General features: G+C 69.4%; 17 protein-coding genes and 1 pseudogene. 12 read left to right on the top strand and 6 right to left on the bottom strand.

All coding sequences use genetic code 11. From position 1 onward, the window contains the following. Nucleotides 1–7 precede the first annotated feature (7 nt). From H7J06_RS13690 to H7J06_RS13705, 3 genes and pseudogenes are all read left to right on the top strand, one after another. Entirely contained in the window at nt 8–907 is a 900-nt protein-coding gene (locus tag H7J06_RS13690) for an Rv0045c family esterase (protein WP_264039436.1), read from the top strand. A 188-nt stretch (nt 908–1,095) separates the two neighbouring features. After that, a pseudogene (locus tag H7J06_RS13700) lies at nt 1,096–2,984 on the top strand (PhoX family protein). A gap of 43 nt (nt 2,985–3,027) precedes the next feature. After that, nucleotides 3,028–3,816 carry an LLM class F420-dependent oxidoreductase gene (locus H7J06_RS13705; RefSeq protein WP_264039437.1) on the top strand — a complete coding sequence of 263 codons (789 nt, stop codon included), beginning with the start codon at nt 3,028–3,030 and terminating at the stop codon, nt 3,814–3,816. A 6-nt stretch (nt 3,817–3,822) separates the two neighbouring features. On the opposite strand, the gene H7J06_RS13710 is transcribed toward H7J06_RS13705, so the two are convergent. Next, the gene (locus H7J06_RS13710) at nt 3,823–4,725 is read right to left on the bottom strand and encodes a DUF4344 domain-containing metallopeptidase (protein ID WP_264039438.1); all 903 of its coding nucleotides are present in this window, start codon (nt 4,723–4,725) and stop codon (nt 3,823–3,825) included. A gap of 217 nt (nt 4,726–4,942) precedes the next feature. Between H7J06_RS13710 and H7J06_RS13715 the strand changes: the two genes are divergently transcribed. The 3 genes from H7J06_RS13715 to H7J06_RS13725 all read left to right on the top strand — a co-directional run bounded on the left by H7J06_RS13715 (nt 4,943) and on the right by H7J06_RS13725 (nt 7,953). Beyond that, on the top strand, nt 4,943–6,679 hold the full coding sequence (locus tag H7J06_RS13715) for an ABC transporter substrate-binding protein/permease (protein ID WP_264039751.1): 1,737 nt from the start codon (nt 4,943–4,945) through the stop codon (nt 6,677–6,679). Nucleotides 6,680–6,687: 8 nt separating this feature from the next. Continuing rightward, the gene (locus tag H7J06_RS13720) at nt 6,688–7,422 is read left to right on the top strand and encodes an amino acid ABC transporter ATP-binding protein (protein WP_308205784.1); all 735 of its coding nucleotides are present in this window, start codon (nt 6,688–6,690) and stop codon (nt 7,420–7,422) included. A gap of 69 nt (nt 7,423–7,491) precedes the next feature. Then, the gene (locus tag H7J06_RS13725) at nt 7,492–7,953 is read left to right on the top strand and encodes a MarR family winged helix-turn-helix transcriptional regulator (protein ID WP_264039439.1); all 462 of its coding nucleotides are present in this window, start codon (nt 7,492–7,494) and stop codon (nt 7,951–7,953) included. A 10-nt stretch (nt 7,954–7,963) separates the two neighbouring features. On the opposite strand, the gene ggh is transcribed toward H7J06_RS13725, so the two are convergent. Then, a complete protein-coding gene (gene ggh, locus H7J06_RS13730; RefSeq protein WP_264039440.1) occupies nt 7,964–9,304 on the bottom strand; it encodes a glucosylglycerate hydrolase in 1,341 nt (446 codons plus the stop codon). 54 nt (nt 9,305–9,358) lie between these two features. On the opposite strand from ggh, the gene H7J06_RS13735 reads away from it, so the two are divergent. Together H7J06_RS13735 and H7J06_RS13740 are read left to right on the top strand one after the other, a co-directional pair. Further along, nucleotides 9,359–10,057 (top strand): SDR family oxidoreductase, encoded by a 699-nt coding sequence (locus tag H7J06_RS13735; protein WP_264039442.1) that lies wholly within the window; start codon nt 9,359–9,361, stop codon nt 10,055–10,057. Beyond that, nucleotides 10,054–11,754 (top strand): amidase, encoded by a 1,701-nt coding sequence (locus tag H7J06_RS13740; protein ID WP_264039443.1) that lies wholly within the window; start codon nt 10,054–10,056, stop codon nt 11,752–11,754. The genes H7J06_RS13735 and H7J06_RS13740 overlap by 4 nt, the downstream gene beginning before the upstream one ends. 40 nt (nt 11,755–11,794) lie before the next feature. Here H7J06_RS13740 and leuS read toward each other — a convergent pair whose 3' ends face one another. Then, nucleotides 11,795–14,647, bottom strand: a complete 2,853-nt coding sequence (leuS, locus tag H7J06_RS13745; protein WP_264039444.1) for a leucine--tRNA ligase — start codon at nt 14,645–14,647, stop codon at nt 11,795–11,797. Nucleotides 14,648–14,856: 209 nt separating this feature from the next. On the opposite strand from leuS, the gene H7J06_RS13750 reads away from it, so the two are divergent. Continuing rightward, entirely contained in the window at nt 14,857–15,747 is an 891-nt protein-coding gene (locus tag H7J06_RS13750) for an LpqN/LpqT family lipoprotein (RefSeq protein WP_264039445.1), read from the top strand. A 41-nt stretch (nt 15,748–15,788) separates the two neighbouring features. Next, nucleotides 15,789–16,148: a hypothetical protein gene (locus tag H7J06_RS13755; RefSeq protein WP_264039446.1), complete on the top strand. Its 360-nt coding sequence runs from the start codon at nt 15,789–15,791 to the stop codon at nt 16,146–16,148. Between the two features lie 4 nt (nt 16,149–16,152). Here H7J06_RS13755 and H7J06_RS13760 read toward each other — a convergent pair whose 3' ends face one another. Continuing rightward, nucleotides 16,153–16,758: a YqgE/AlgH family protein gene (locus tag H7J06_RS13760; RefSeq protein ID WP_264039447.1), complete on the bottom strand. Its 606-nt coding sequence runs from the start codon at nt 16,756–16,758 to the stop codon at nt 16,153–16,155. Nucleotides 16,759–16,891: 133 nt separating this feature from the next. Between H7J06_RS13760 and H7J06_RS13765 the strand changes: the two genes are divergently transcribed. Then, a complete protein-coding gene (locus H7J06_RS13765) occupies nt 16,892–18,175 on the top strand; it encodes an MFS transporter (protein WP_264039448.1) in 1,284 nt (427 codons plus the stop codon). 9 nt (nt 18,176–18,184) lie between these two features. After that, nucleotides 18,185–18,958 (top strand): TIGR03084 family metal-binding protein, encoded by a 774-nt coding sequence (locus H7J06_RS13770; protein WP_264039449.1) that lies wholly within the window; start codon nt 18,185–18,187, stop codon nt 18,956–18,958. A 108-nt stretch (nt 18,959–19,066) separates the two neighbouring features. On the opposite strand, the gene H7J06_RS13775 is transcribed toward H7J06_RS13770, so the two are convergent. Together H7J06_RS13775 and H7J06_RS13780 are read right to left on the bottom strand one after the other, a co-directional pair. Then, nucleotides 19,067–19,552 (bottom strand): pullulanase, encoded by a 486-nt coding sequence (locus H7J06_RS13775; protein WP_264039753.1) that lies wholly within the window; start codon nt 19,550–19,552, stop codon nt 19,067–19,069. An 18-nt stretch (nt 19,553–19,570) separates the two neighbouring features. After that, a complete protein-coding gene (locus H7J06_RS13780; protein ID WP_372515302.1) occupies nt 19,571–21,010 on the bottom strand; it encodes a CCA tRNA nucleotidyltransferase in 1,440 nt (479 codons plus the stop codon). Nucleotides 21,011–21,025: the final 15 nt, after the last annotated feature.

Raw genomic sequence — 21,025 nt, forward strand, 5'->3', positions numbered from 1 at the left:
TCGAGCGATGGCGGACATCACCGACGACGACCTGCTGGGCCTCGACGAATTCGCGCTGCTGCCGGAGAACGCCGAGCAGATCGGTGCCACCGGTCCCCTGCCCCCCGTCGAGCGGGTGGAGTCCGGCCCCGTCAGCGCGCTGAGGTGGGGTACGGCCGATCCCGAGGTCGTCTTCCTGCACGGCGGCGGGCAGAACGCGCACACCTGGGACACCGTCATCCTCGGCCTCGGCGTGCCTGCCCTGGCGGTCGACCTGCCCGGCCACGGCCGCTCCGCGTGGCGCGAGGACGGTGACTACGGACCCAAGCTCAACGCCGAGACCCTGGCGCCGGTGCTGCGCGAATGGGCGCCCGCGCCACGCCTGATCGTCGGCATGTCCCTCGGCGGGCTGACCGCGCTACGCCTGGCCGCGACCCAGCCCGCGCTGGTTCCAGAGCTGGTGCTCGTCGACGTCACCCCGTCCGCGCCCGAACGGCACGAGCAGATGACCAAGGCGCAGATGGGCACCGTCGCGCTGGTGCGTGGTGACCGCACCTTCCCCACCTTTACCGCGATGCTCGATGCAACCGTGGCGTTGGCACCCAACCGGGACCGAAAGTCGTTGCGGCGCGGCGTCTTCCACAACGCCAAGCGGCTCGACGACGGCACCTGGACGTGGCGCTACGACTCGTTCCGCAAGGGCGAGGGCTTCGAGGGTCTCTGGGACGACGTCCCGTCGATCACGATGCCGACCACCCTGGTGCGGGGCGCCAACTCGCACTTCGTCGACGACGAGGACGCCGAGGCGTTCGCCACCGCCGCCCCGGGCTTTCTGCGCACGCACGTCGTCGCGGACTCCGGACATTCCGTGCAAGGCGACCAGCCGGCGGCGCTGGTGCAGATCCTCCGCGGGGTCCTCGAACGCTGAAGCCACCTCGCGAGTGGCCAGTTACGACACGCTTCCGGCTCGGTGGCGTGTGACAAGTGGCCACTCGCGGGGTGATCGCGTAAGACTCCGTTCACCCAATGCTTCACAGCTGATCAACAGCAACCCGTAAGTTTCCGACGAACTGGCCACAGCCCGGCCGGTGGAATCGTCGGAAGGCCTCCCTTCGCATGTCGCTGGTCCCGTTGAACTTCTTCGTCCAACACGACGGCCGCTCGGCGCGCCAGCACGTGACCTGCCGGTACAAGTGCGGCGACGCGTGCTCACGACCCGTGCCCAACGACAGCACCAACGAGTACTTCGGCGACGTCGTCCAGCGGGTCTCGCGGCGAACTCTGCTGCGCACCACCGGCGTCACCGTGCTGGCCGTCGGTGCCGGCACGGCGCTGGCCGCGTGCAGCACCGACGCACCTCCGACGTCGAGTCCCGAGCCCGAACCCGTAACGCCCTCGGCGGGAATGAACTTCGCCTCGGTGGCGCCCAACAGCGAGGACGCCGTCGTCATCCCCGACGGCTACCGGCAAGCCGTGGTCATCAGCTGGGGCGACCCCGTCGTGCCCGGAGCCCCGGCGTTCGACGTGACCAAGCAGACCGCCGCCGCGCAACGCGGGCAGTTCGGGTTCAACAACGACTTCGCAGGCCTACTCCCGATCCCCGGCAGCGCCGATCGATTCCTGCTGGTGACCAACCACGAGTACACCACCGAGCAGTTCATGCACCCCGGGTACGACGCCGAGCGACCGCTGCCGACCCCACCGGACGCACCGTCCTGGGCACCTTCGCCAACTGTGCGGGCGGCGTGACCCCCTGGGGCACGGTGCTCTCGGGCGAGGAGAACTTCCACGGCTACTTCGGCGCTCCTGAGGGAGCGTCGGTCAGCCCGGTGCGTTCCGACCAGTTCAAACGCTACGGCGTCAAACCCGAAGCGACCGAACGCAAGTGGGAGACCTTCGATCCACGCTTCGACGTCATCGCGACGCCCAACGAGGTCAACCGCTTCGGCTACGTCGTCGAGGTCAACCCGTGGGACGTGGCGTCCCAGCCGGTCAAGCACACCGCGATGGGGCGCCTCAAGCACGAGGGCGCCACCGTCTACGTCACCGCCGACGGCACCGTCGTCTCCTACACCGGAGACGACGAACGCTTCGACTACATGTACAAGTTCGTCTCCAGCAAGAAGATCCAGCCGGGCACCTCGCCGGAGGCCATGGCGCACAACATGACCATCCTCGACGAGGGCACGCTGTACGTCGCGAAGCTCTCCAGCGACATCCCGGCCGATCAGATCGACGGCTCCGGCGCCCTGCCCGCGAAGGGTTCCTTCAGCGGCACCGGCACATGGCTGCCGCTGCTGCGCTCCGGTGCGAACGGCCAGGCCGAGTCGCTGGTCGGCGGGGTCAGCGCGCAAGAGGCGGCGGTGTTCACCCGCATGGCCGCCGACAAGGCGGGGGCCACCAAGATGGACCGGCCCGAGGACTTCGAGGCCAACCCCAAGACCGGCAAGGTGTACGTCGCCCTGACCAACAACGACGAACGCGGTACGCCCGGCGAGGCCGCGCCCGACGCCGCCAATCCCCGCAACGACAACAAGAGCGGGCAGATCCTCGAGATCACCGACGACCACGCCGGCACCACCTTCACTTGGGAGCTGCTGCTGGTGTGCGGCGACCCGGCCGCCGCCGACACCTACTTCGGCGGTTTCGACAAGAGCCGCGTCAGCCCCATCTCGTGCCCGGACAACCTGGCCTTCGACAGCCACGGCAACCTGTGGATCTCCACCGACGGCAACGCGCTCGACTCCAACGACGGCCTGTTCGCCGTCGCCCTCGACGGACCGAATCGCGGTGAGACCAAACAGTTCCTGACCGTTCCCCTCGGCGCCGAGACGTGCGGGCCCGTCGTCACCGACGAGCTGGTGACCGTCTGCGTGCAGCACCCCGGCGAGAGCGACGACAACAGCGTCGACGATCCCCTGTCCCGCTGGCCCGAGGGCGGCAACGGCACCGCCCGCCCGTCGGTGGTCGTCGTCTGGCGGGACGCCGGGAACATCGGCGTGTAGATCCCCCTGGGAGAACTCGCGCAAGAAGGGGTAAGCAGTGTTCATGAGCTTCCCCACCCGCATCGGTGTCCAACTCCAGCCCCAGCATTCCCCAAACTACGGCCATCTCCGCGACGCGGTCCGACGCTGCGAGGACATGGGCGTCGACGTCGCCTTCAACTGGGATCACTTCTACCCGCTCTACGGTGACCCCGACGGTGCCCACTACGAATGTTGGACGATGCTCGGCGCGTGGGCCGAGCAGACCTCGCGCATCGAGATCGGCGCGCTGGTGACCTGCAACTCCTACCGCAATCCCGAGCTGCTGGCCGACATGGCGCGCACCGTCGACCACATCAGCGACGGCCGGCTGATCCTCGGCATCGGCTCAGGCTGGAAGCAGAAGGACTACGACGAATACGGCTACGACTTCGGCACCGTGGGCAGTCGACTCGACGACCTCGCCGAGGCCATGCCGCGCATCACCTCACGGCTCGGCAAGCTCAATCCCGCACCGGTGCGTGACATTCCGATCCTCATCGGCGGTCAAGGCGAGAAGAAGACGCTGCGCCTGGTGGCGCAGTACGCACACCTGTGGCACGGCTTCACCACCACCGAGACCTATCCCGACAAGGCCGCCGTGCTCGACCGGCACTGCGCCGACGTCGGCCGCGACCCGTCGACCATCGAACGGTCGGCCGGCGTGGAGACCGGTAAGGGCGAAGACGCGCTGCTGGCCGACGCCGAGGCACTCGTCGGGTTGGGTGTGAGCCTGTTGACCATCGGCGTCAACGGCCCTGACTACGACCTCACTGCCGCCGAGGCGCTGTGCCGTTGGCGCGACAACCGCTGACCCGGACTACTTGACGTAGGGCGTCAGCAGGGTGCTCCACGCCCGGTCGAGTTTGCGATATTCGTCCTCGCAGAGGTCGGCACGCGCCGCGGGCAGCAGGCCCGCGGCCACGACGTCACCGGTGTCGTCCGGATCGGCGCCGTACGCCCAGCAGACCATGTTGAACATTCGGGCCCGGTCCGGTGAGTGCACGTCGGCCAGCTGGTCGTCGTCGATCTCACCGCCGGCGCCCGAACTCATCGCGCCGAACCAGCGGCCCGAATCCATGATGGCCTGCACGCTTTCGGGGTCGAAGCGGCCGTCGTCGTCGCGCTGCAGCAGCAGATACGCCGACGCCTGGTCGGCCGCATCCTCTTCGCGTCCGGTGGCGGGCAGCTCGTAGAGGTCGATCACCATGTGACCGGTCTCGTGATAGAACGACGCCAACGCCTCGTGGAACGCGCTGGCCTCGGGGTCCTCGTCACCGAGCTTGGTGAACAGGTCCAGGCTGTTGGCGACGTCCTCGTAACAGAGGGTCATCTCCTTGTCGGCCGGGCTCCAGAAGTCGTTCGGCTCGTCGCACTGCGAGCCCTTCAATGGAATGTCGTAGGGCAGCTTCAAGGAGCCGGTGATGTCCTCGGCCAGCTGCGGCAGCAGCTTGGTGTCCTCCATGAACCTGCGGCCGCGGACGGCGTCCGGCGTGGTGGCGTCCTCGTAGACCACGGTCATCTTGCCCGGCCAGTCCTCGTCGGACGGGTCGGCGTCGGGTACGCCGTTGCGGTTGACGTCGGTCTGGGTGGGCGTCGGCGCGGCGACCCCCGCCGTCTTGCCACTCGCCGGCGACGTCGCCGCCGGGTGCTGCTCCCCACAACCGCTCACCACGGCCACGAGCGCAGCGACGACCATCCCGGTACGAAAGCCGATCTCCACGTGTTGATCCCCCAAGTCACCACCGAACCCTCCGCCGGGCACCCGCACTTTAACGGGATTGGGTTGCGCACGCGTCAATTTCTGCGCTGGTGTCCGCCGAATGGAACTCGTCACGAGTACAAGGCGTGCCGCGGGCCGCTTCCCAAGTACCTTGCTAGAGGTGAACCACCACTCGGGCCACCGCCGACTCCGGGTTGCCGCGCTGCTCGCCATCGTGATGATGATGATCGGCCTGGCCCCGCCGGCTGCCGCAGACTCAGACCAGTGCGCACCACCGGGAGTCGAGAGCGCCAGCGCACTGCCGACCAACCTCGCGTCGGCGGCGAAGGGCCCCGAGACCGACAAGTACTCGACCCCCAGCGTCGAGCCACTCCCGGTGAACGTGAACGCCCTCGGTCTCGGAACCCCCGGCACGTTGACCGTCGGCACGCTGTCGGACGCACCCCCGAGCATCTGCATCGACTCGAAGGGCCAGTTCACCGGATTCGACAACGAACTGCTGCGCGCCGTCGCCGACAAGCTGGGGCTGAAGGTCAACTTCGTCGGCACCGACTTCTCCGGGCTGCTGGCCCAAGTGGCGGCGCGACGCTTCGACGTCGGCTCGTCGTCGATCACCACCACCGATGCGCGGCGTCAGACCGTCGGCTTCACCAACGGCTACGACTTCGGCTACTTCTCGTTGGTGGTGCCGCCGGGATCGCCGATCAAGGGCTTCTCGCAATTGGCTGCCGGACAACGCATCGGCGTGGTCCAGGGCACCGTGCAGGAGGCCTACGTCGTCGACACCCTCGGGCTGGATCCGGTGAAGTTCCCCGACTACAACACCGTGTACGCCAGCCTCAAGACCCGCCAGATCGACGCGTGGGTCGCGCCGTCCCAACAGGCGGTGGGCACGGTGCAGGCGGGAGACCCCGCCCAGATCGTCGAGAACACGTTCAGCCTCGACAACTTCGTCGCCTACGCGGTGGCCAAGGAGAACAAGCCGCTGATCGACGCCCTCAACGCCGGGCTGGACGCGGTGATCGCCGACGGCACGTGGTCGAAGTTGTACGCCGACTGGGTGCCCCGCGCCCTGCCCCCGGGGTGGAAACCCGGCTCCAAGGCGGCGCCCACGCCTCAGCTCCCCGACTTCAACGCCATCGCCGCCAAGCAGACGCCGGCCGCCGACAACTCCGGCGTCGCACCGAAATCGGTTGTGCAGCAGCTGAAGGACTCCTTCCTCGACTGGGAACTGTACAAACGGGCGATCCCCGACCTGTTCAAGACGGGCCTGCCCAACACGCTGATCCTGACGGTCAGCGCCAGCATCATCGGCCTGGTTCTCGGCATGGGGCTCGCCGTCGCCGGCATCTCCAAGACACGGTGGTTGAGATGGCCCGCGCGGATCTACACCGACGTGTTCCGCGGCCTGCCCGAAGTGGTGATCATCCTGATCATCGGCTTGGGCGTCGGCCCCATCGTGGGCGAGCTGACCGGCAACAACCCCTACCCGCTGGGCATCGCCGCCCTCGGGTTGATGGCCGCGGCCTACGTCGGCGAGATCCTCCGCTCGGGCATCCAGAGCGTGGAGGCCGGACAGCTGGAAGCCTCACGGGCGCTTGGCTTCAGCTACTCGTCGTCGATGCGGCTGGTCATCGTGCCCCAGGGCGTTCGACGGGTGCTGCCCGCCCTGGTAAACCAGTTCATCTCGCTGCTGAAGGCCTCGTCGCTGGTGTACTTCCTCGGCCTGATCGCCAGCCAGCGCGAGCTGTTCCAGGTGGGCCGCGATCTCAACGCCCAAACGGGCAACCTGTCCCCCCTGGTCGCGGCCGGCATCTTCTACCTCGCGTTGACGATTCCGTTGACCCACCTGGTCAACTACATCGACGCCCGGTTGCGACGCGGCAAGCTCGTCGCCGACTCCGAAGACCCGGCCAGTCCCGGCAACCCCGCCTCGACCCAGGAGATGGTGTGAGCGCCACCGTGAAGTTTGAACCAGTATCGCTGGAAGCCAAGGACATTCACCTGTCCTTCGGCGCCAACGCCGTCCTGCGCGGCGTCGACGTCGACGTGCCGGCCGGCACCACGACCGCGGTGATCGGGCCCTCGGGCTCGGGCAAGTCGACTCTCCTGCGCGCGTTGAACCGGCTGCACGAACCCGACCGCGGCGACATCTTGCTCGACGGCCGCTCGGTGCTCAAGGACAATCCCGACGAGCTGCGCCAGCGCATCGGCATGGTGTTCCAGCAGTTCAACCTGTTCCCCCACCGCACCGTGCTCGACAACGTGACCCTCGCGCCCCGACGTCTCAAGCGGCTCGACGCCGACGCCGCCCGCGAGCTCGGGCTGGCCCAGCTGGAGCGAGTCGGGTTGCGGCACAAGGCCGAAGTGCGACCCGCCACCCTCTCGGGTGGACAGCAGCAACGCGTCGCCATCGCCCGCGCCCTGGCCATGGCGCCCCAGGTGATGTTCTTCGACGAGGCGACGTCGGCGTTGGATCCCGAGTTGGTCAAGGGCGTCCTCGCGCTGATCGCCGAGCTCGGCGAGGACGGCATGACGATGGTCGTCGTCACCCACGAGATGGGGTTCGCCCGGTCCGCTGCCGACGCGGTGCTCTTCATGGATCACGGCAAGGTGGTCGAGACCGGCACGCCCGAGCAGATCTTCTCCGACGCCGCGACCGATCGACTGCGTCAATTCCTGTCACAGGTGCTGTAGCCCCTTCTACGGGGACCAATCGACGCATGTCGAGCTTCTGATGGGCGCGACAGGTTAGACTAGCGAATTATGGTAGAGACCGAACCGCAGGTCACTGAGCTGGCCGGAGAGCTGCAGCAGGTGCTCTCCAAGCTCTTCTCCGTCCTGCGCCGGGGCGACTCCAATCGAAACATGCCCGAGGGTGGTGCCGACCTCACCCTGGCGCAGCTGTCGATCCTGCTGACCCTGCTCGATCTGGGCCCGATCCGCATGACCGAGCTCGCGGCGCACGAGCGCGTACGCACGCCGACGACCACGGTTGCCATCCGCCGGCTGGAGAAGCTCGGGCTGGTCAAGCGCTCCCGCGACCCGTCCGATCTGCGGGCCGTCCTGGTCGACGTCACCCCGCGCGGTCTGGTTCAGCACCGCGAGGCGTTAGCGACGCGTCGCGCCCAGATCGCCGCCATGCTGACCCGGCTGAGCGTCGAGGAACGTGAGACCCTCACCAAAGCCCTTGCGCCCCTTGCTCGATTGGCGGAGCAGAGCGACTAGCCGGCCCTCGTCACCCGAGCCAGTCCAGAACCGCCGCTGCGGTCCACGACTGTTGCATGCTGCCCAGTGGCTCGCCGGTGAACGGCTCGTAGTACTCGGCGAACGTACCGTCGCTGGCCTGCCGCAGTCCCTCGCGCCGCAAGTTCGCCGAGCGCTCGGCCCAACCTCGACGGGCGAAGCACCAGGAGAACAACCACGTCAGGACCGGCCAGACCGGGCCACGCCAGTACTCGCGCGCTCGGAAGTCCCGCGACACCGGCGACGTCGACGGGATCAGGGCGTACTTCAGGTCCGGATGCCCGCAGAAGCGTGGTCCCTCGAACCGCTTCAGCAGGGCACGCTCGCGCTCGTGGGAGAGACCGCCGCACAGCAGCGGTGAGAACTGCGCCACCGTCTCGGTGGCGATCCACTTCTCCGACCGGAGGTCGTAATCCCTTGCCGCACCGGTCCGTTCGTCGGCCGAGTCGACGACGCCGCGGCGGAAGCGCTCGGCCCAGGCGTACAGGTCGCGCACGTCGGAGTGCGGGCGCTTGTAGTCCTCGCCGATCTCGGCGAGCACCGTGCACGCGACCGACAGGATCGCCGAGACGAAGACGTCCTCGACGGCGAAGCTCATCACCTTGGGCAACAGCAGGTCGTCGTAGTTGACCGACTTCATCTGCTCCACCAACCACATGTAGCGGTCGTACTCGAGGTCCGACGGTCGCTGCGTCGCGTCGGTCACGATCGCGTTGTCCTCACGCTTGTACGGCGGCATCGGACCGGGAGTCACGTTGGCGTACGCCGCATCCCACCGCGGCGAGTTGTCCATCCCCGACTCCCACCCGTGATACACCGTCACCCGGCCCCTGGCCTCCGGATCGCGGGCCTCGGCCAGCCACCGGTGCCACTGCACCAGATCGCTCCACCGGCGGTCGAGGAAGGCCTCCGCGACGGCGCGCGTGGAACGGCCGCGGGTCTTGGCGTTGTCGAGGATGCGCTGCACGGCGATCGCGTGCACCGGCGGCTGCGTGATGCCCGAGGTGAGCCGGCCCACGGGCGCGTTGGCCGACAGGGTCGACGTGGCCCACCGCGCCGGGCCCGGGAAGTAGCCGTCGACCCCGTTGGCGAACACGATGTGCGGGATCATGCCGTTCTTCCACTGCGCCGACAGCAACGTGTCCAGCTCGACGACGGCGCGCTCGACGCTCAGCGGGGCCAGGCCGATCGACACGAACGCCGCGTCCCAGCTCCACATGTGCGGGTACAGCAGCGGCGCGGCGGTGGTCATCACGCCGAGGTCATTGCCACGCAGCAGATAGGCGGCGCGGGCCGCGAGCTGGGTGGGCGCAAAGGTCGAGTCCGGTGGCATCGGGTCAATCATGCGACGCCGACGTCGCGAGCGCAGGTCGGTAGGGTTGCCGCCGTGGTTACCACTGACGGCTCAGACCAGCCCAAGACCAGGTCTGCCCTGATCACGGGCGCAGCGGGCGGGTTGGGCACGGCCATCGCCGACGCGTTGGCCCCCACCCACACGCTGCTCCTGGCGGGCCGCCCGTCCGACCGCCTCGACGCACTCGCCGCGCGGCTCGGCGCGCCGACCTGGCCACTGGACCTCGCCGACCCCGACTCCATAGAGTCCGCCGCCGAGGTCCTGACCGACCTCGACGTGCTGATCCACAACGCCGGGGTCGCCTACCCCGGCCGGGTGGCCGAATCCAGCGCCGAGGAGTGGCGGGCGACCTTCGAGGTCAACGTCGTCGGTGCCGTCGCGCTGACGCTCGCGCTGCTACCCGCTCTGCGCAGCGCGCGCGGGCAGGTGGTCTTCGTCAACTCGGGCGCCGGGATCAAGGCCTCGGCCGGGTTGGCGTCGTACTCGGCGAGCAAGTTCGCGCTGCGGTCGTTCGCGGATTCACTGCGGGCCGACGAGCCGGATCTTCGCGTCACCTCGGTGCACCCCGGCCGGATCGACACCGAGATGCAGCGCGACCTCATCGCCTACGAGGAACGGGACTACGTGCCCGAGCAGTTCCTCTCGCCCGCGACGGTGGCCGCGATGGTCGCCAACGCGGTCAACGCACCGGCCGACGCCCACGTCCACGAGATCGTGGTCCGCCCACGATGACCGGGCCGTTCGAGGTTCACGAGGCCTCCATCGCCGAGCTGCGCGCCGCCATGGACGACGGCCGGGTGACGGCGGTCGGGCTGCTCGACGCCTACCTGGCCCGCCTCGCGGCGTTCGACGGTGAGCTCAACGCCGTCGTCGTGCGCAACCCGCAGGCCCGCGCCGAGGCGCAGGCGTCCGACGCCAGGCGGCGCGACGGCCGCACCTACGGTCCGCTGGACGGCATCCCGTACACGGTCAAGGACAGCTACCAGGCCCACGGCTTGACCGTGGCGGCGGGCAGCCCGGCGTTCGCGGAGTTGGTCGCCCAGCGCGACTCGTTCGTCGTCGAGCGCCTGCGCGGAGCGGGCGCCGTACTCATCGGGCTGACCAACATGCCGCCGATGGCCAACGGCGGCATGCAGCGTGGGTTGTACGGGCGGGCCGAAAGCCCGTACAACGCCGACTATCTCACCGCCCCCTTCGCCTCCGGTTCGTCCAACGGCTCGGGCACCGCGACCGCGGCGTCGTTGTGCGCCTTCGGCATTGGCGAGGAGACCTGGTCCTCGGGACGCGGGCCGGCCTCGAACAACGCGCTGTGCGCCTACACCCCGTCGCGCGGCGTGATCTCGACCCGCGGTGGCTGGCCGCTGGTGCCGACCATGGACGTCGTGGTGCCCCACACCCGGTCGATGGCCGACCTGCTCGAGGTGCTCGACGTGCTCGTCGCCGAGGATCCCGACGCGCGCGGCGACTTCTGGCGCTTGCAGCCGTGGGTGACGCTGCCACGGGTCGACGAGGTGCGGCCGCCCTCCTACCGGTCGCTGCTCGGCGTCTCGAACGCGTTGGCGGGCAAGCGCTTCGGTGTACCGCGGACGTACGTCAACGCCGACCCGGACGCCGGCGTCGGCGCCACCGGCATCGGCGGGCCCACCGGTCGGCGCGTCGACGCCCGGCCGTCGGTGCTCGAACTGTTCGACGCGATCAGAGGCGACCTGCTGGCCGCCGGCGCCGACGTCGTCGACGTGGACTTCCCGGTCGTCACCAACTACGAGGGTGACCGGGCCGGCGCCCCCACCATCGCCACCCGCGGCTTCGTCGACCCCGAGTACCTGCGCCGCGAGATCGTCGACCTGTCGGCCTGGGCGTGGGACGACTTCCTGGCCGCCAACGGCGATCCAGCGCTCAACCGGCTCGCAGACGTGGACGGCAGCCGAATCTTCCCGGCCCCGCCGGGCGCCCTGCCCGACCGGTACGACGGCTTCGACGACGACATCGCCGAATATCCGGCCTTCCTACGCGACAACCCGGTTGCCTCGTTCCTCGGCATTCCGACCATCCCCGAGGGCGTGCACGCGTTGGAACGCACCCGCCGCGTCGACCTCGAGGAGTGGATGGACGGCCTGGGTCTGGACGCGGTGATCTTCCCCGCCGTCGCCGACGTCGGGCCCGCCGACATGGACGTCAACCCGGCGTCGGCCGACCTCGGCTGGCGCAATGGCGTCTGGGTGGCCAACGGCAACTTGGCAATTCGACATCTCGGCATCCCGACGGTGACCGTGCCGATGGGCACGATGGCCGACATTGGCATGCCGGTGGGCCTTACGCTCGCGGGCCGGGCCCATGACGACGTCGCGCTGCTCCGGTACGCCGCGGCGGTGGAGGCGACGGGCGCCCGCCGCACCCCGCCGCCGCGCACTCCCCCGATTTCGGCGTGATCGGTAGCGGTGAGCGCGACGGATCACGCCCAAATCGCCGCTAGATGACGACGTTGACCAGCTTGCCCGCCACCACGATGACCTTCTTCGGCGTGGCGCCTGCCATGAAGGCGACGACCTTCTCGTCGGCCAGTGCGGCCGTCTCCACGGCGTCGGCGGCGGCGTCCGCGGCCACCGTGATGCGCCCGCGGACCTTCCCGTTGACCTGCACCGGGTATTCGACGGTGTCCTCCACAAGGTAGGCCGGGTCGGCCTGCGGGAAGGGACCGTGAGCCAGCGACGAATCGTGCCCCAGTCGGCGCCATAGCTCCTCGGCCAGGTGCGGCGCCAGGGGCGCGACCATCAGCACCAGGGGTTCGACCGCGGCGCGGGCCGTGACGTCCTCCTTGGTGAGGTGGTTGGTGTACTCGATGAGCTTGGCCGCGGCGGTGTTGTTACGAAGGGCCGCATAGTCTTCGGCGACCCCGGCGATGGTCTTGTTCAGCAGGCGCAGCGTCGGCTCGGCCAGCTTCTCGTGGTCGGCGACGCGCTCGGCGCCGGTGGTCTCGTCGACCACTACCCGCCACACCCTCTGCAGGAACCGGTAGGCGCCGACGACGTCCTTGGTCGCCCAGGGGCGCGACGCCTCCAGCGGTCCCATCGACATCTCGTACACGCGCAGGGTGTCGGCCCCGTACTCCTCGCAGATCTCGTCGGGCGAGACAGAGTTCTTCAGGCTCTTGCCAATCTTGCCGAACTCGCGGTTGACCTCGATCTCACCGTCCGGGCCGGGCCACCAGAACGTGCCGTCGCGCTCCACCACCTCGGCGGCGGGCACGTAGGACCCACGCGAGTCGGTGTAGGCAAACGCCTGGATGTAGCCCTGGTTGACGAGCCGGCGGTAGGGCTCGCGGGAGCTGACGTGGCCGAGGTCGTAGAGCACCTTGTGCCAGAACCGGGAGTACAGCAGGTGCAGCACCGCGTGCTCCACGCCGCCCACGTAGAGGTCGACGCCACCGGGGTCCCTCGGGCCGTGCTCGGCCGGTCGCGGACCCATCCAGTAGGCCTCGTTCCCCTTGGCGCAGAACGTTTCCGAGTTGTGCGGGTCGGCGTAGCGAAGCTCGTACCACGAGCTGCCCGCCCACTGCGGCATGACGTTGGTGTCGCGGGTGTACGGCTGCAGCCCGTCACCGAGGTCCAGGTCGACGTGCACCCACTCGGTGGCCTTGCCCAGAGGTGGCGACGGTTCGCTGTCGGCGTCGTCCGGGTCGAATTGCACCGGCGCGTAGTTCGGGATGTCGGGCAGTTCGACCGGCAGGGCCGATTCCGGCAGCCCGTGGGCGCGACCGTCGGCGTCGTACACGACGGGAAACGGTTCGCCCCAATACCGTTGGCGGGCGAACAGCCAGTCCCTCAGCTTGTATTCGGTGCGGGCCAGACCGCGGCCGTCGGCCTCGAGGCGTGCCAGCACCGCCTCCTTGGCCGACGTGACGCTCAGCCCGTCGAGGTAGTCGGAGTTCACCAGCACGCCGTCACCGTTGTATGCGGCCTGGCTGACGTCACCGCCGTCGATGACCTCCTTCACCGGGAGGCCGAACGCGGTCGCGAACTCCCAGTCTCGCTGATCGTGGCCGGGCACCGCCATGATCGCTCCGGTACCGTAGCCGGCCAGCACGTAGTCGGCGATGAAGATCGGAACTCGTTGTCCGTCCACCGGATTGGTGGCGTAGGACCCGGTGAACACACCGGTCTTGGACTTGTTCTCCTGGCGCTCCAGGTCGGACTTCGCGGCCACGGTCGCCCGGTAGGAGGCCACCGCCTCGGCGGGTGACGGCGCCCCGAACGTCCAGCGGTCGTCGGTGCCCTCGGGCCAGGCGTCGGGTACGAGCGCGTCGACCAACGCATGCTCGGGCGCCAACACCATGTAGGTCGCCCCGAACAACGTGTCGGGTCGGGTGGTGAACACCTCGATGTCACCGGCGTCGGTCGCGAAGCGCACCTCCGCACCGGTGGACCGGCCAATCCAGTTGCGCTGCATGGCCTTGACCTTGTCCGGCCAGTCGAGGTCGTCGAGGTCGTCGAGCAGCCGGTCCGAATAGGCGGTGATGCGCATCATCCACTGGCGCAACCGCTTTCGGAACACTGGGAAGTTGCCGCGGTCGCTGCGCCCGTCGGAGGTGACCTCTTCGTTGGCCAGCACGGTGCCCAGCCCCGGGCACCAGTTCACCACCGAGTCGGCCCGGTAGACCAACCGGTGCGCGTCGACCAGATCGGCGCGGTCCGCGCTGGACATCGTCGACCACTCCCCGCCGTCGGGGGTACGGGCGCCCGATTCGAACTCGGCGATCAGTTCGCTGATCGGTCGGGCCTTGTTGGCCTCCGTGTCGAACCAGGAGTTGAAGATCTGCAGGAAGATCCACTGCGTCCACTTGTAGAAGTCGGTGTCGGTGGTGGAGAAGCTCCGTCGCGCGTCGTGACCGAGTCCGAGCCGACCCAGCTGACGTCGGAAGTTGACGATGTTGGCCTCGGTGCGGGTCCGCGGATGGGTTCCCGTCTGGACGGCGTACTGCTCGGCAGGCAACCCGAACGCGTCGAAACCCAACGCGTGCAACACGTTACGACCGGTCATCCGAAAGTATCGGGCGTAGACGTCGGTGGCGATGTAGCCCAGCGGGTGCCCGACGTGCAGGCCCTCCCCCGACGGGTACGGGAACATGTCCTGGACGAACATCTTGTCCGCGGGCACGGGCGACCCGTCGGCGGGCGCGAGGGACCCCACCGGGTTGGGGACGTGGAACGTACCCAGCCGAGCCCAGGTCTCCTGCCACGTACATTCGATGTTCCCGGCCAGCGTCGCGTCGTAGCGGTGCTGCGGGGTGCTCGAGGCGTCCAAGCCGCCTTCCCCTTCATTCACGTGAACAGGGTAGTCAACGGCGTGCTCGGAGCCCCAATCACCGGTCTTGGCCGCCGCGTCTAGGTATCGGTTCCGTTGCAGAGGGGTCTTCGCATGGTTGCAGGTCCGTCCCAGCCCTGGTGACCGACGTCGGGGCGTGGATACAGTCGGCGCCTGGCCGGGGCTCACCTGGTCGGGAAGCTCGTGTGATCCGGAAGGACCGACGTTAGATGTTCGAAAATGCCCGTCGTTGGGGACTTCTGGTAGGCGGCTTCGCCGCCGGCACGGCATGCGTCCTCGGGCTCGCCGGTCCCGTCGCCTCGGCCGAGCCCACCCTTCCACTGCCCGCGGTGCCCGCACCCGCGACCGTCACGCAGACCGTCACCGTCCAGGCCGGCGCTCCCGCCGCTGCCGTCGCCGGTTCCAACCAACTGATCGGCTCACCGGTCGCACCCGCAGCTCCCGTCGCCCCGGCCGTGCCTGCCGTCGTCCCCGCCACCTCGGGAACCCTCGCCGACTTCTTCAAGGAGAAGAACGTCGCGATGGAGCCGCAGAAGGCCACCGACTTCAAGGCGCTCACCATCGTGCTGCCGATGCCGACCGGTTGGAGCCAGGTGCCCGACCCCAACGTCCCCGACGCCTTCGCCGTGATCGCCGACCGCGTCGGCGGGGACGGGCTGTACACGTCCAACGCCGCGGTACAGGTCTACAAGTTGGTCGGCGACTTCGATCCGCGGGAGGCCATCAGCCACGGCCTCGTCGACACCCAGCAGCTCCCGGCCTTCCGTGCCACCAACGGCTCGCTCGCGGAGTTCGGCGGGATGCCGTCGGCCCTCATCGAGGGCACGTACCGGCAGAACAACCTGACGCTGAACACCTCGCGACGCCACGTCATCGCGACCTCGGGTCCCGACAAGTACCTGGTGTCGCTCTCGGTGACCACCAGCGCCCAGGTCTCGGTCGCGGCCGGATCGGCCACCGACGCCATCGTCAACGGCTACCGGGTCGGTTCGCCGGACACGCCACCGCCAGCTCCGGCCGCGCCAGTCGCCGCTCCCGCGGCCCCCGCGGCGCCGGCAGTGGTCCCCGCCGCCGCCCAACCGCTCGGGCTGCCGCGCTAGCGGTTGGCTCTCCGGCTGCCAGGCCTCGTATTGTGGGGCCCATGCTGATCGCCGCCGTGCTGTGCCTCTGCGCCGCCGTGGCGACCGCGGCCATGGGCCTATGGTCGGCGGCCCGGCCCTACGCCACCGACCAGGTCGCCCAAGTCCTGCGGGCCGTGGTGCCCACCCAGTTCGCCGCCGCCGTGATGCTGGGCGCCGGTGGCGTCGTCGCCCTGGCGGCCCCGCCCCACGCCGGCTTGCTGGCACTGGTGGTCTGCGTAATCGGTGCGGTGGGCACCGTCGCGGCGGGCTGCTACCAGAGCGCCAAGGCGGTGGCGCTGCGGGAGGCCCTGCAGAAGAGCGCCGCCGACGAGGCCAGCTGTGCGGGCGCCTGCGCGTCGTGCACCCTGTCGTGCCGCTGACCGGTCAGTTGCGGCTGACGTCGATCGGGTGCGTCGCCAGCAGCGACAACGGCATCGGCTGACGCCGCAGGACCCGCGACCACAGGTCGACCCTCGGCTCGACGAGCACGTCGGACGGCAAGGCCGACAGCACGATCCAGTCGTCGCGTTCGATCTCGCCTTCGAGTTGGCCGATCGTCCAGCCCGAGTAGCCGGCGTAGATCCGCACGCCTTCGACCGCGGGGGCGATGGTGTCGGGGTCGGCGTCGAGGTCGACCATCACGATGCGACCCTGCACGTGCCGCAGACCCGGGACGTCATTGGGTTGCAGGCCCGCGCGCAACGTCGCCAGACACAGCGCGGCGTCGCGCTTGACCGGGCCGCCGACGAACATCGTCTTCGGCTTGGCGGCCAGCTTGGTCCACTGCGGCAGCACGTTGAACACGGCCGTCTCGCTGGGCCGGTTGAGCACCACACCGAGCGTGCCGCCGTCGTTGTGCTCGACGACGTAGATCACGCTGCGACGGAACGTCGGCTCCATGAGATCGGTGTTCGCGATCAGCAGCGTTCCCGCACGGACCCGGTGCGTCGCCGGAGCGAAGTGGTCCTCCGGGTCCTCTGACTGCGCCACCCGACCATCATGTCACCAGCGTGCGCTCCCGGTGGCGATCGGGCGCGGCCATGCCGGGTTGTTTCGCGAATCTTTGTAGGGTGGTTTGGTCGCCACTCGGCACACCGAACATCCCACCGACATCGGACGGCAATTGACCACGCCCCACGACCGCTTCGCCCTGTGGCGGGCGGTGCGGAAGCTGCCCGAGTTCCGCAGGCTGCTGGAACTGCGGGCGGTCAGCTCGTTCGGCGACGGGCTGTTCCAGGGCGGCCTGGTGGGCGCGCTGCTGTTCGACCCCGAGCGGGCGGCCAATCCGTGGCAGATCGCGGGCTCCTTCGCGGCCCTGTTCCTGCCCTATTCGCTACTCGGCCCGTTCGCCGGCGCCCTGCTCGACCGGTGGGACCGCCGCAGCGTGCTGATCGGCGCGAACCTCGCGCGAGTGCTGTTCATCCTGGCGGTGGCATTCCTGCTGGCCTTCCACGCCGGCGCGCCGTGGATCCTGCTGGGCGCCCTGGTCGTCAACGGGTTCACCCGGTTCGTCACCTCCGGGCTGTCCGCCGCCCTGCCGCACGTGGTCCCGCGGGACCAGGTGCTCACCATGAACTCGATCGCCACCGCGGTCAGCGCGGCGACGTTGTTCTTCGGCGCGATCTTCATGTTGGTGCCGCGGTGGCTGTTCGGCGTGGGTGACGGCGGTTCCTCGGCCGCGCTGTTCATGGCCTCGGTGCCCGTCGCCCTGGCGTGGGTCCTGTCGGTGCGGTTCGCCCCCCACGTGCTCGGACCCGACGACTCGGCTCGCGCGGTGCACGGTTCGGTGGCCTACGCGGTGGCCACCGGGTGGGGTTACGGCCTGCGGACGGCGTTCACCGTGCCCAGCGTGGCGGGCACGCTGTCCGGGGTGGTCGCGCACCGGATGGTGTTCGGCGTCAACACGCTGCTGGTGTTGGTCACCGTGAGGCACACCGGCTCCGCGAACGTGGCGGGCCTCGGCGTCGCCGTGCTGTTCGCGGCCACCACCGGGCTGGGGTCGTTCCTCGCGAACTTCCTCACCCCCGTGGTCGTGCGCCGCTGGAGCAGGTACCGGACCGTCAACCTGGCGCTGCTGGCGGCGGCGGCGATCCAGCTCGCGGCGGTCGGCCTGGACCTGCCGGTCATGATGGCGTGCGGCTTCCTGCTCGGTGCGGCCGGTCAGGTGGTCAAGCTGTGCGCCGACTCGGCGATGCAACTCGACGTCGACGACGCCCTGCGCGGTCACGTCTTCACCGTGCAGGACGCGCTGTTCTGGGTCGCCTTCGTCGCCTCCATCACGCTCTCGGCCGCAGTGATCCCCGCCGACGGGCACTCCCCCGCCCTGGTGGTCGCCGGCACGGTGCTCTACCTGCTCGGGTTGACCGCGCACGCCGTGATCCGCAGAGGCCCGACCCCGTCCGGCTAGGCTGACGCCATGGCTGGGGCCGAGGGCGTGGTGGCGGACCTTCGAGCCGAGAGCGACGCGCTCGACGAGCTGGTCGCCGTCCTCGACGACGAGGGTTGGCACCTGGCCACCCCCGCGCCGGGATGGACCATCGCCCACCAGATTGCCCACCTGTGGTGGACCGACCGCGTGTCGCTGATCGCCGTCACCGACGAAGCGGCCTTCGCCGACGTCCTCGCCGACGCCGCGACCAATCCGACCGGTTTCGTCGACGCGGGTGCCGAGCAGCTGGCGACCACCCCGCCCGCCGAGATGCTCGCCGACTGGCGCCACACCCGGACCCGCCTGCACGACGAACTGGGCCGGGTGGTCGACGGCAGGAAGCTGCCGTGGTTCGGTCCGCCGATGAGTGCGGCGTCGATGGCCACGGCCCGGTTGATGGAGACCTGGGCGCACGGCCTCGACGTCGCCGACGCACTCGGCGTGACGCGGCCTCCGACCTCCCGGCTGCGGTCCATCGCCCACATCGGGGTGCGGACCAGGGACTTCGCCTTCTCCGTGCACCGCTTGCCCGTCCCGGCCGAGCCATTCCTGGTCGAACTGGCCGCACCCGACGGGTCGACGTGGTCGTGGGGCCCGGCCGACGCCGCGCAGCGCGTGACAGGGTCGGCCGAGGACTTCTGCCTGCTGGTGACGCAACGCCGCCCCCGCGGGGACCTCGACGTGGTCGCGACCGGCGAGGACGCGGCCACCTGGCTGACGATTGCGCAGGCGTTCGCGGGGCCGCCGGGGCCCGGGCGATGAACGAAGAGAAGAGCCCCATCCAACCCGGGCGAGGTTGAATCCCGCGAGTGGGAATCCGACGACGCGTCACCCACGTGTCCCGCCGCGAGATTCACACTCGGGCGACGGCTACAGCTGGCTGGCCGCGTCGGCGGCGCCGTCGGAGTCCGAATCGGTCAGCTTGACGTCCCACCGCCCGTCCGCGTCGACGTCGACGTACGCCTCGTCGCCAACCAGCACCCGATCGGCCAAACCGTCGCGGTCCGCGTCGACCACCCGGTCGTCGACCTGGCCGTCACCGTCGAAGTCCACCAGCGGGCCGCCCGTCAGCTCGACGCCGTCGAGCCCCAACCAGCGGATCTGCGCACCGGCGGCCCAGGTGCCGGTCCCGTCGTCGGTGAACGACGCCTCCGGCTGACCGTCGTCGTCGAGATCCAACAGCAGGTGGTCGGCGGTGCCGTCCCCGTCGGAATCGGTCAGCGCGTCGTCGAAGCGGCCGTCGCCGTCGAAGTCGAGGCCGATCGCGTCGAACACCCCGTCGTCGTCGGCGTCGACGTTCAGCTCGGCCGACCACATCGTCGCCGACCCGTCACCATCCCCCAGGCAGTAGTCCACAACCATTCAGACGCGGGCCTACCCCTGCGCGTTCCACCACTTCTGAAGTTCGTCGACCGCCTCGTCGTGCTCGAGCGGCCCGCGGTCGAGCCGCAGCTCCTTGAGGTACTGCCACGCCTTGCCCACCTGCGGCCCGGCCGGGATGTCGAGGATGCGCATGATTTCGTTGCCGTCGAGATCGGGCCGGACCCGCTGCAGGTCCTCCTTCGCCGCCAGCTCGGTGATGCGGTGCTCCAGGTCGTCGTAGCTGGCCCGCAGCCGCGCGGCGCGGCGCTTGTTGCGGGTGGTGCAATCGGCGCGCACCAGCTTGTGCAGCCGTTCGAGCAGGGGCCCGGCGTCGGTCACGTAGCGGCGCACCGCGGAGTCGGTCCACTTCCCGTCGCCGTATCCGTGGAATCGCAGGTGCAGGTACACCAGCTGCGACACGTCGTCGACCATCTGCTTGGAGTACTTCAGTGCCCGCATGCGCTTGCGGGTCATCTTCGCGCCGACCACCTCGTGGTGGTGGAAGCTGACGCCGCCGTCGCTCTCGTGCTTTCGGGTGGCCGGCTTGCCGACGTCGTGCAGCAGCGCCGCCCACCGCAGCACCAGGTCCCGCTCTCCGGCACCCTCCAAGTCGATGGCCTGCTGCAGCACCGTCAGCGAATGTTGGTAGACGTCCTTGTGCTGGTGGTGCTCGTCGATGGCCATCCGCATACCGCCCACCTCGGGCAGCACCACCTCGCCGAGCCCGGTCTGCACCATCAGGTCCACCCCGGCCACCGGGTCCGCGCCCAGCATCATCTTGTCCAGCTCGGCCGCCACCCGTTCGACGGTGATGCGTCCCAGCTCGTCGGCCATCCGCGTCATCGCCTCGCGCACCCGCGGCGCCACGCCAAACCCGAGTTGAGAGACGAAGCGCGCCGCCCGCAACATCCGCAACGGGTCGTCGCCGAAGGACACCTCCGGCGTGGACGGCGTGTCGAGCACTCGATCGCGAATGGCGGCCAATCCGCCTAGCGGGTCGTGGAATTCGCCAAGCCCGGCCGGGGTGATGCGCACCGCCATCGCGTTGACGGTGAAGTCGCGGCGCACCAGGTCGTCGTCGAGACTGTCACCGAACTGGACCTCCGGGTTGCGCGTCACCCGGTCGTAGGCGTCGGCGCGGAACGTGGTGATCTCGAGGCGCTCGGTGCCCTTGCCGACGCCCACGGTGCCGAACTCGATGCCGGTGTCCCACAGACCGTCGGCCCAGCGCTTCACCACCTGCTGGACGCGGTCGGGGCGGGCGTCGGTGGTGAAGTCGAGGTCGGTCAGCGGACGCTCCAGGAGCGCGTCCCGCACGCTGCCGCCGACGAGGTACAGCTCGTGGCCGGCGTCAGCGAACAACTGACCCAGCTCTCGGAGCACCGGTGTGTGCCGCTGCAGCGCCTTGGCCGCGGTCAACAATTCGTCGGTCGGGGAGGGATCGTTCGGCACGTTCGATGAGCCTAG

Source organism: Mycolicibacterium hodleri, assembly GCF_025822245.1.
Classification (GTDB): Bacteria; Actinomycetota; Actinomycetes; order Mycobacteriales; family Mycobacteriaceae; genus Mycobacterium; species Mycobacterium hodleri.

Coding starts and splice junctions, on each gene's coding strand:
- H7J06_RS13725 (WP_264039439.1), top strand. CDS start 7,492: ATGGTAGAGACCGAACCGCAGGTCACTGAGCTGGCCGGAGAGCTGCAG.
- H7J06_RS13690 (WP_264039436.1), top strand. CDS start 8: ATGGCGGACATCACCGACGACGACCTGCTGGGCCTCGACGAATTCGCG.
- H7J06_RS13715 (WP_264039751.1), top strand. CDS start 4,943: ATGATGATGATCGGCCTGGCCCCGCCGGCTGCCGCAGACTCAGACCAG.
- H7J06_RS13750 (WP_264039445.1), top strand. CDS start 14,857: ATGTTCGAAAATGCCCGTCGTTGGGGACTTCTGGTAGGCGGCTTCGCC.
- H7J06_RS13705 (WP_264039437.1), top strand. CDS start 3,028: ATGAGCTTCCCCACCCGCATCGGTGTCCAACTCCAGCCCCAGCATTCC.
- ggh (WP_264039440.1), bottom strand. CDS start 9,304: ATGCCACCGGACTCGACCTTTGCGCCCACCCAGCTCGCGGCCCGCGCC.
- H7J06_RS13770 (WP_264039449.1), top strand. CDS start 18,185: ATGGCTGGGGCCGAGGGCGTGGTGGCGGACCTTCGAGCCGAGAGCGAC.
- H7J06_RS13740 (WP_264039443.1), top strand. CDS start 10,054: ATGACCGGGCCGTTCGAGGTTCACGAGGCCTCCATCGCCGAGCTGCGC.
- H7J06_RS13755 (WP_264039446.1), top strand. CDS start 15,789: ATGCTGATCGCCGCCGTGCTGTGCCTCTGCGCCGCCGTGGCGACCGCG.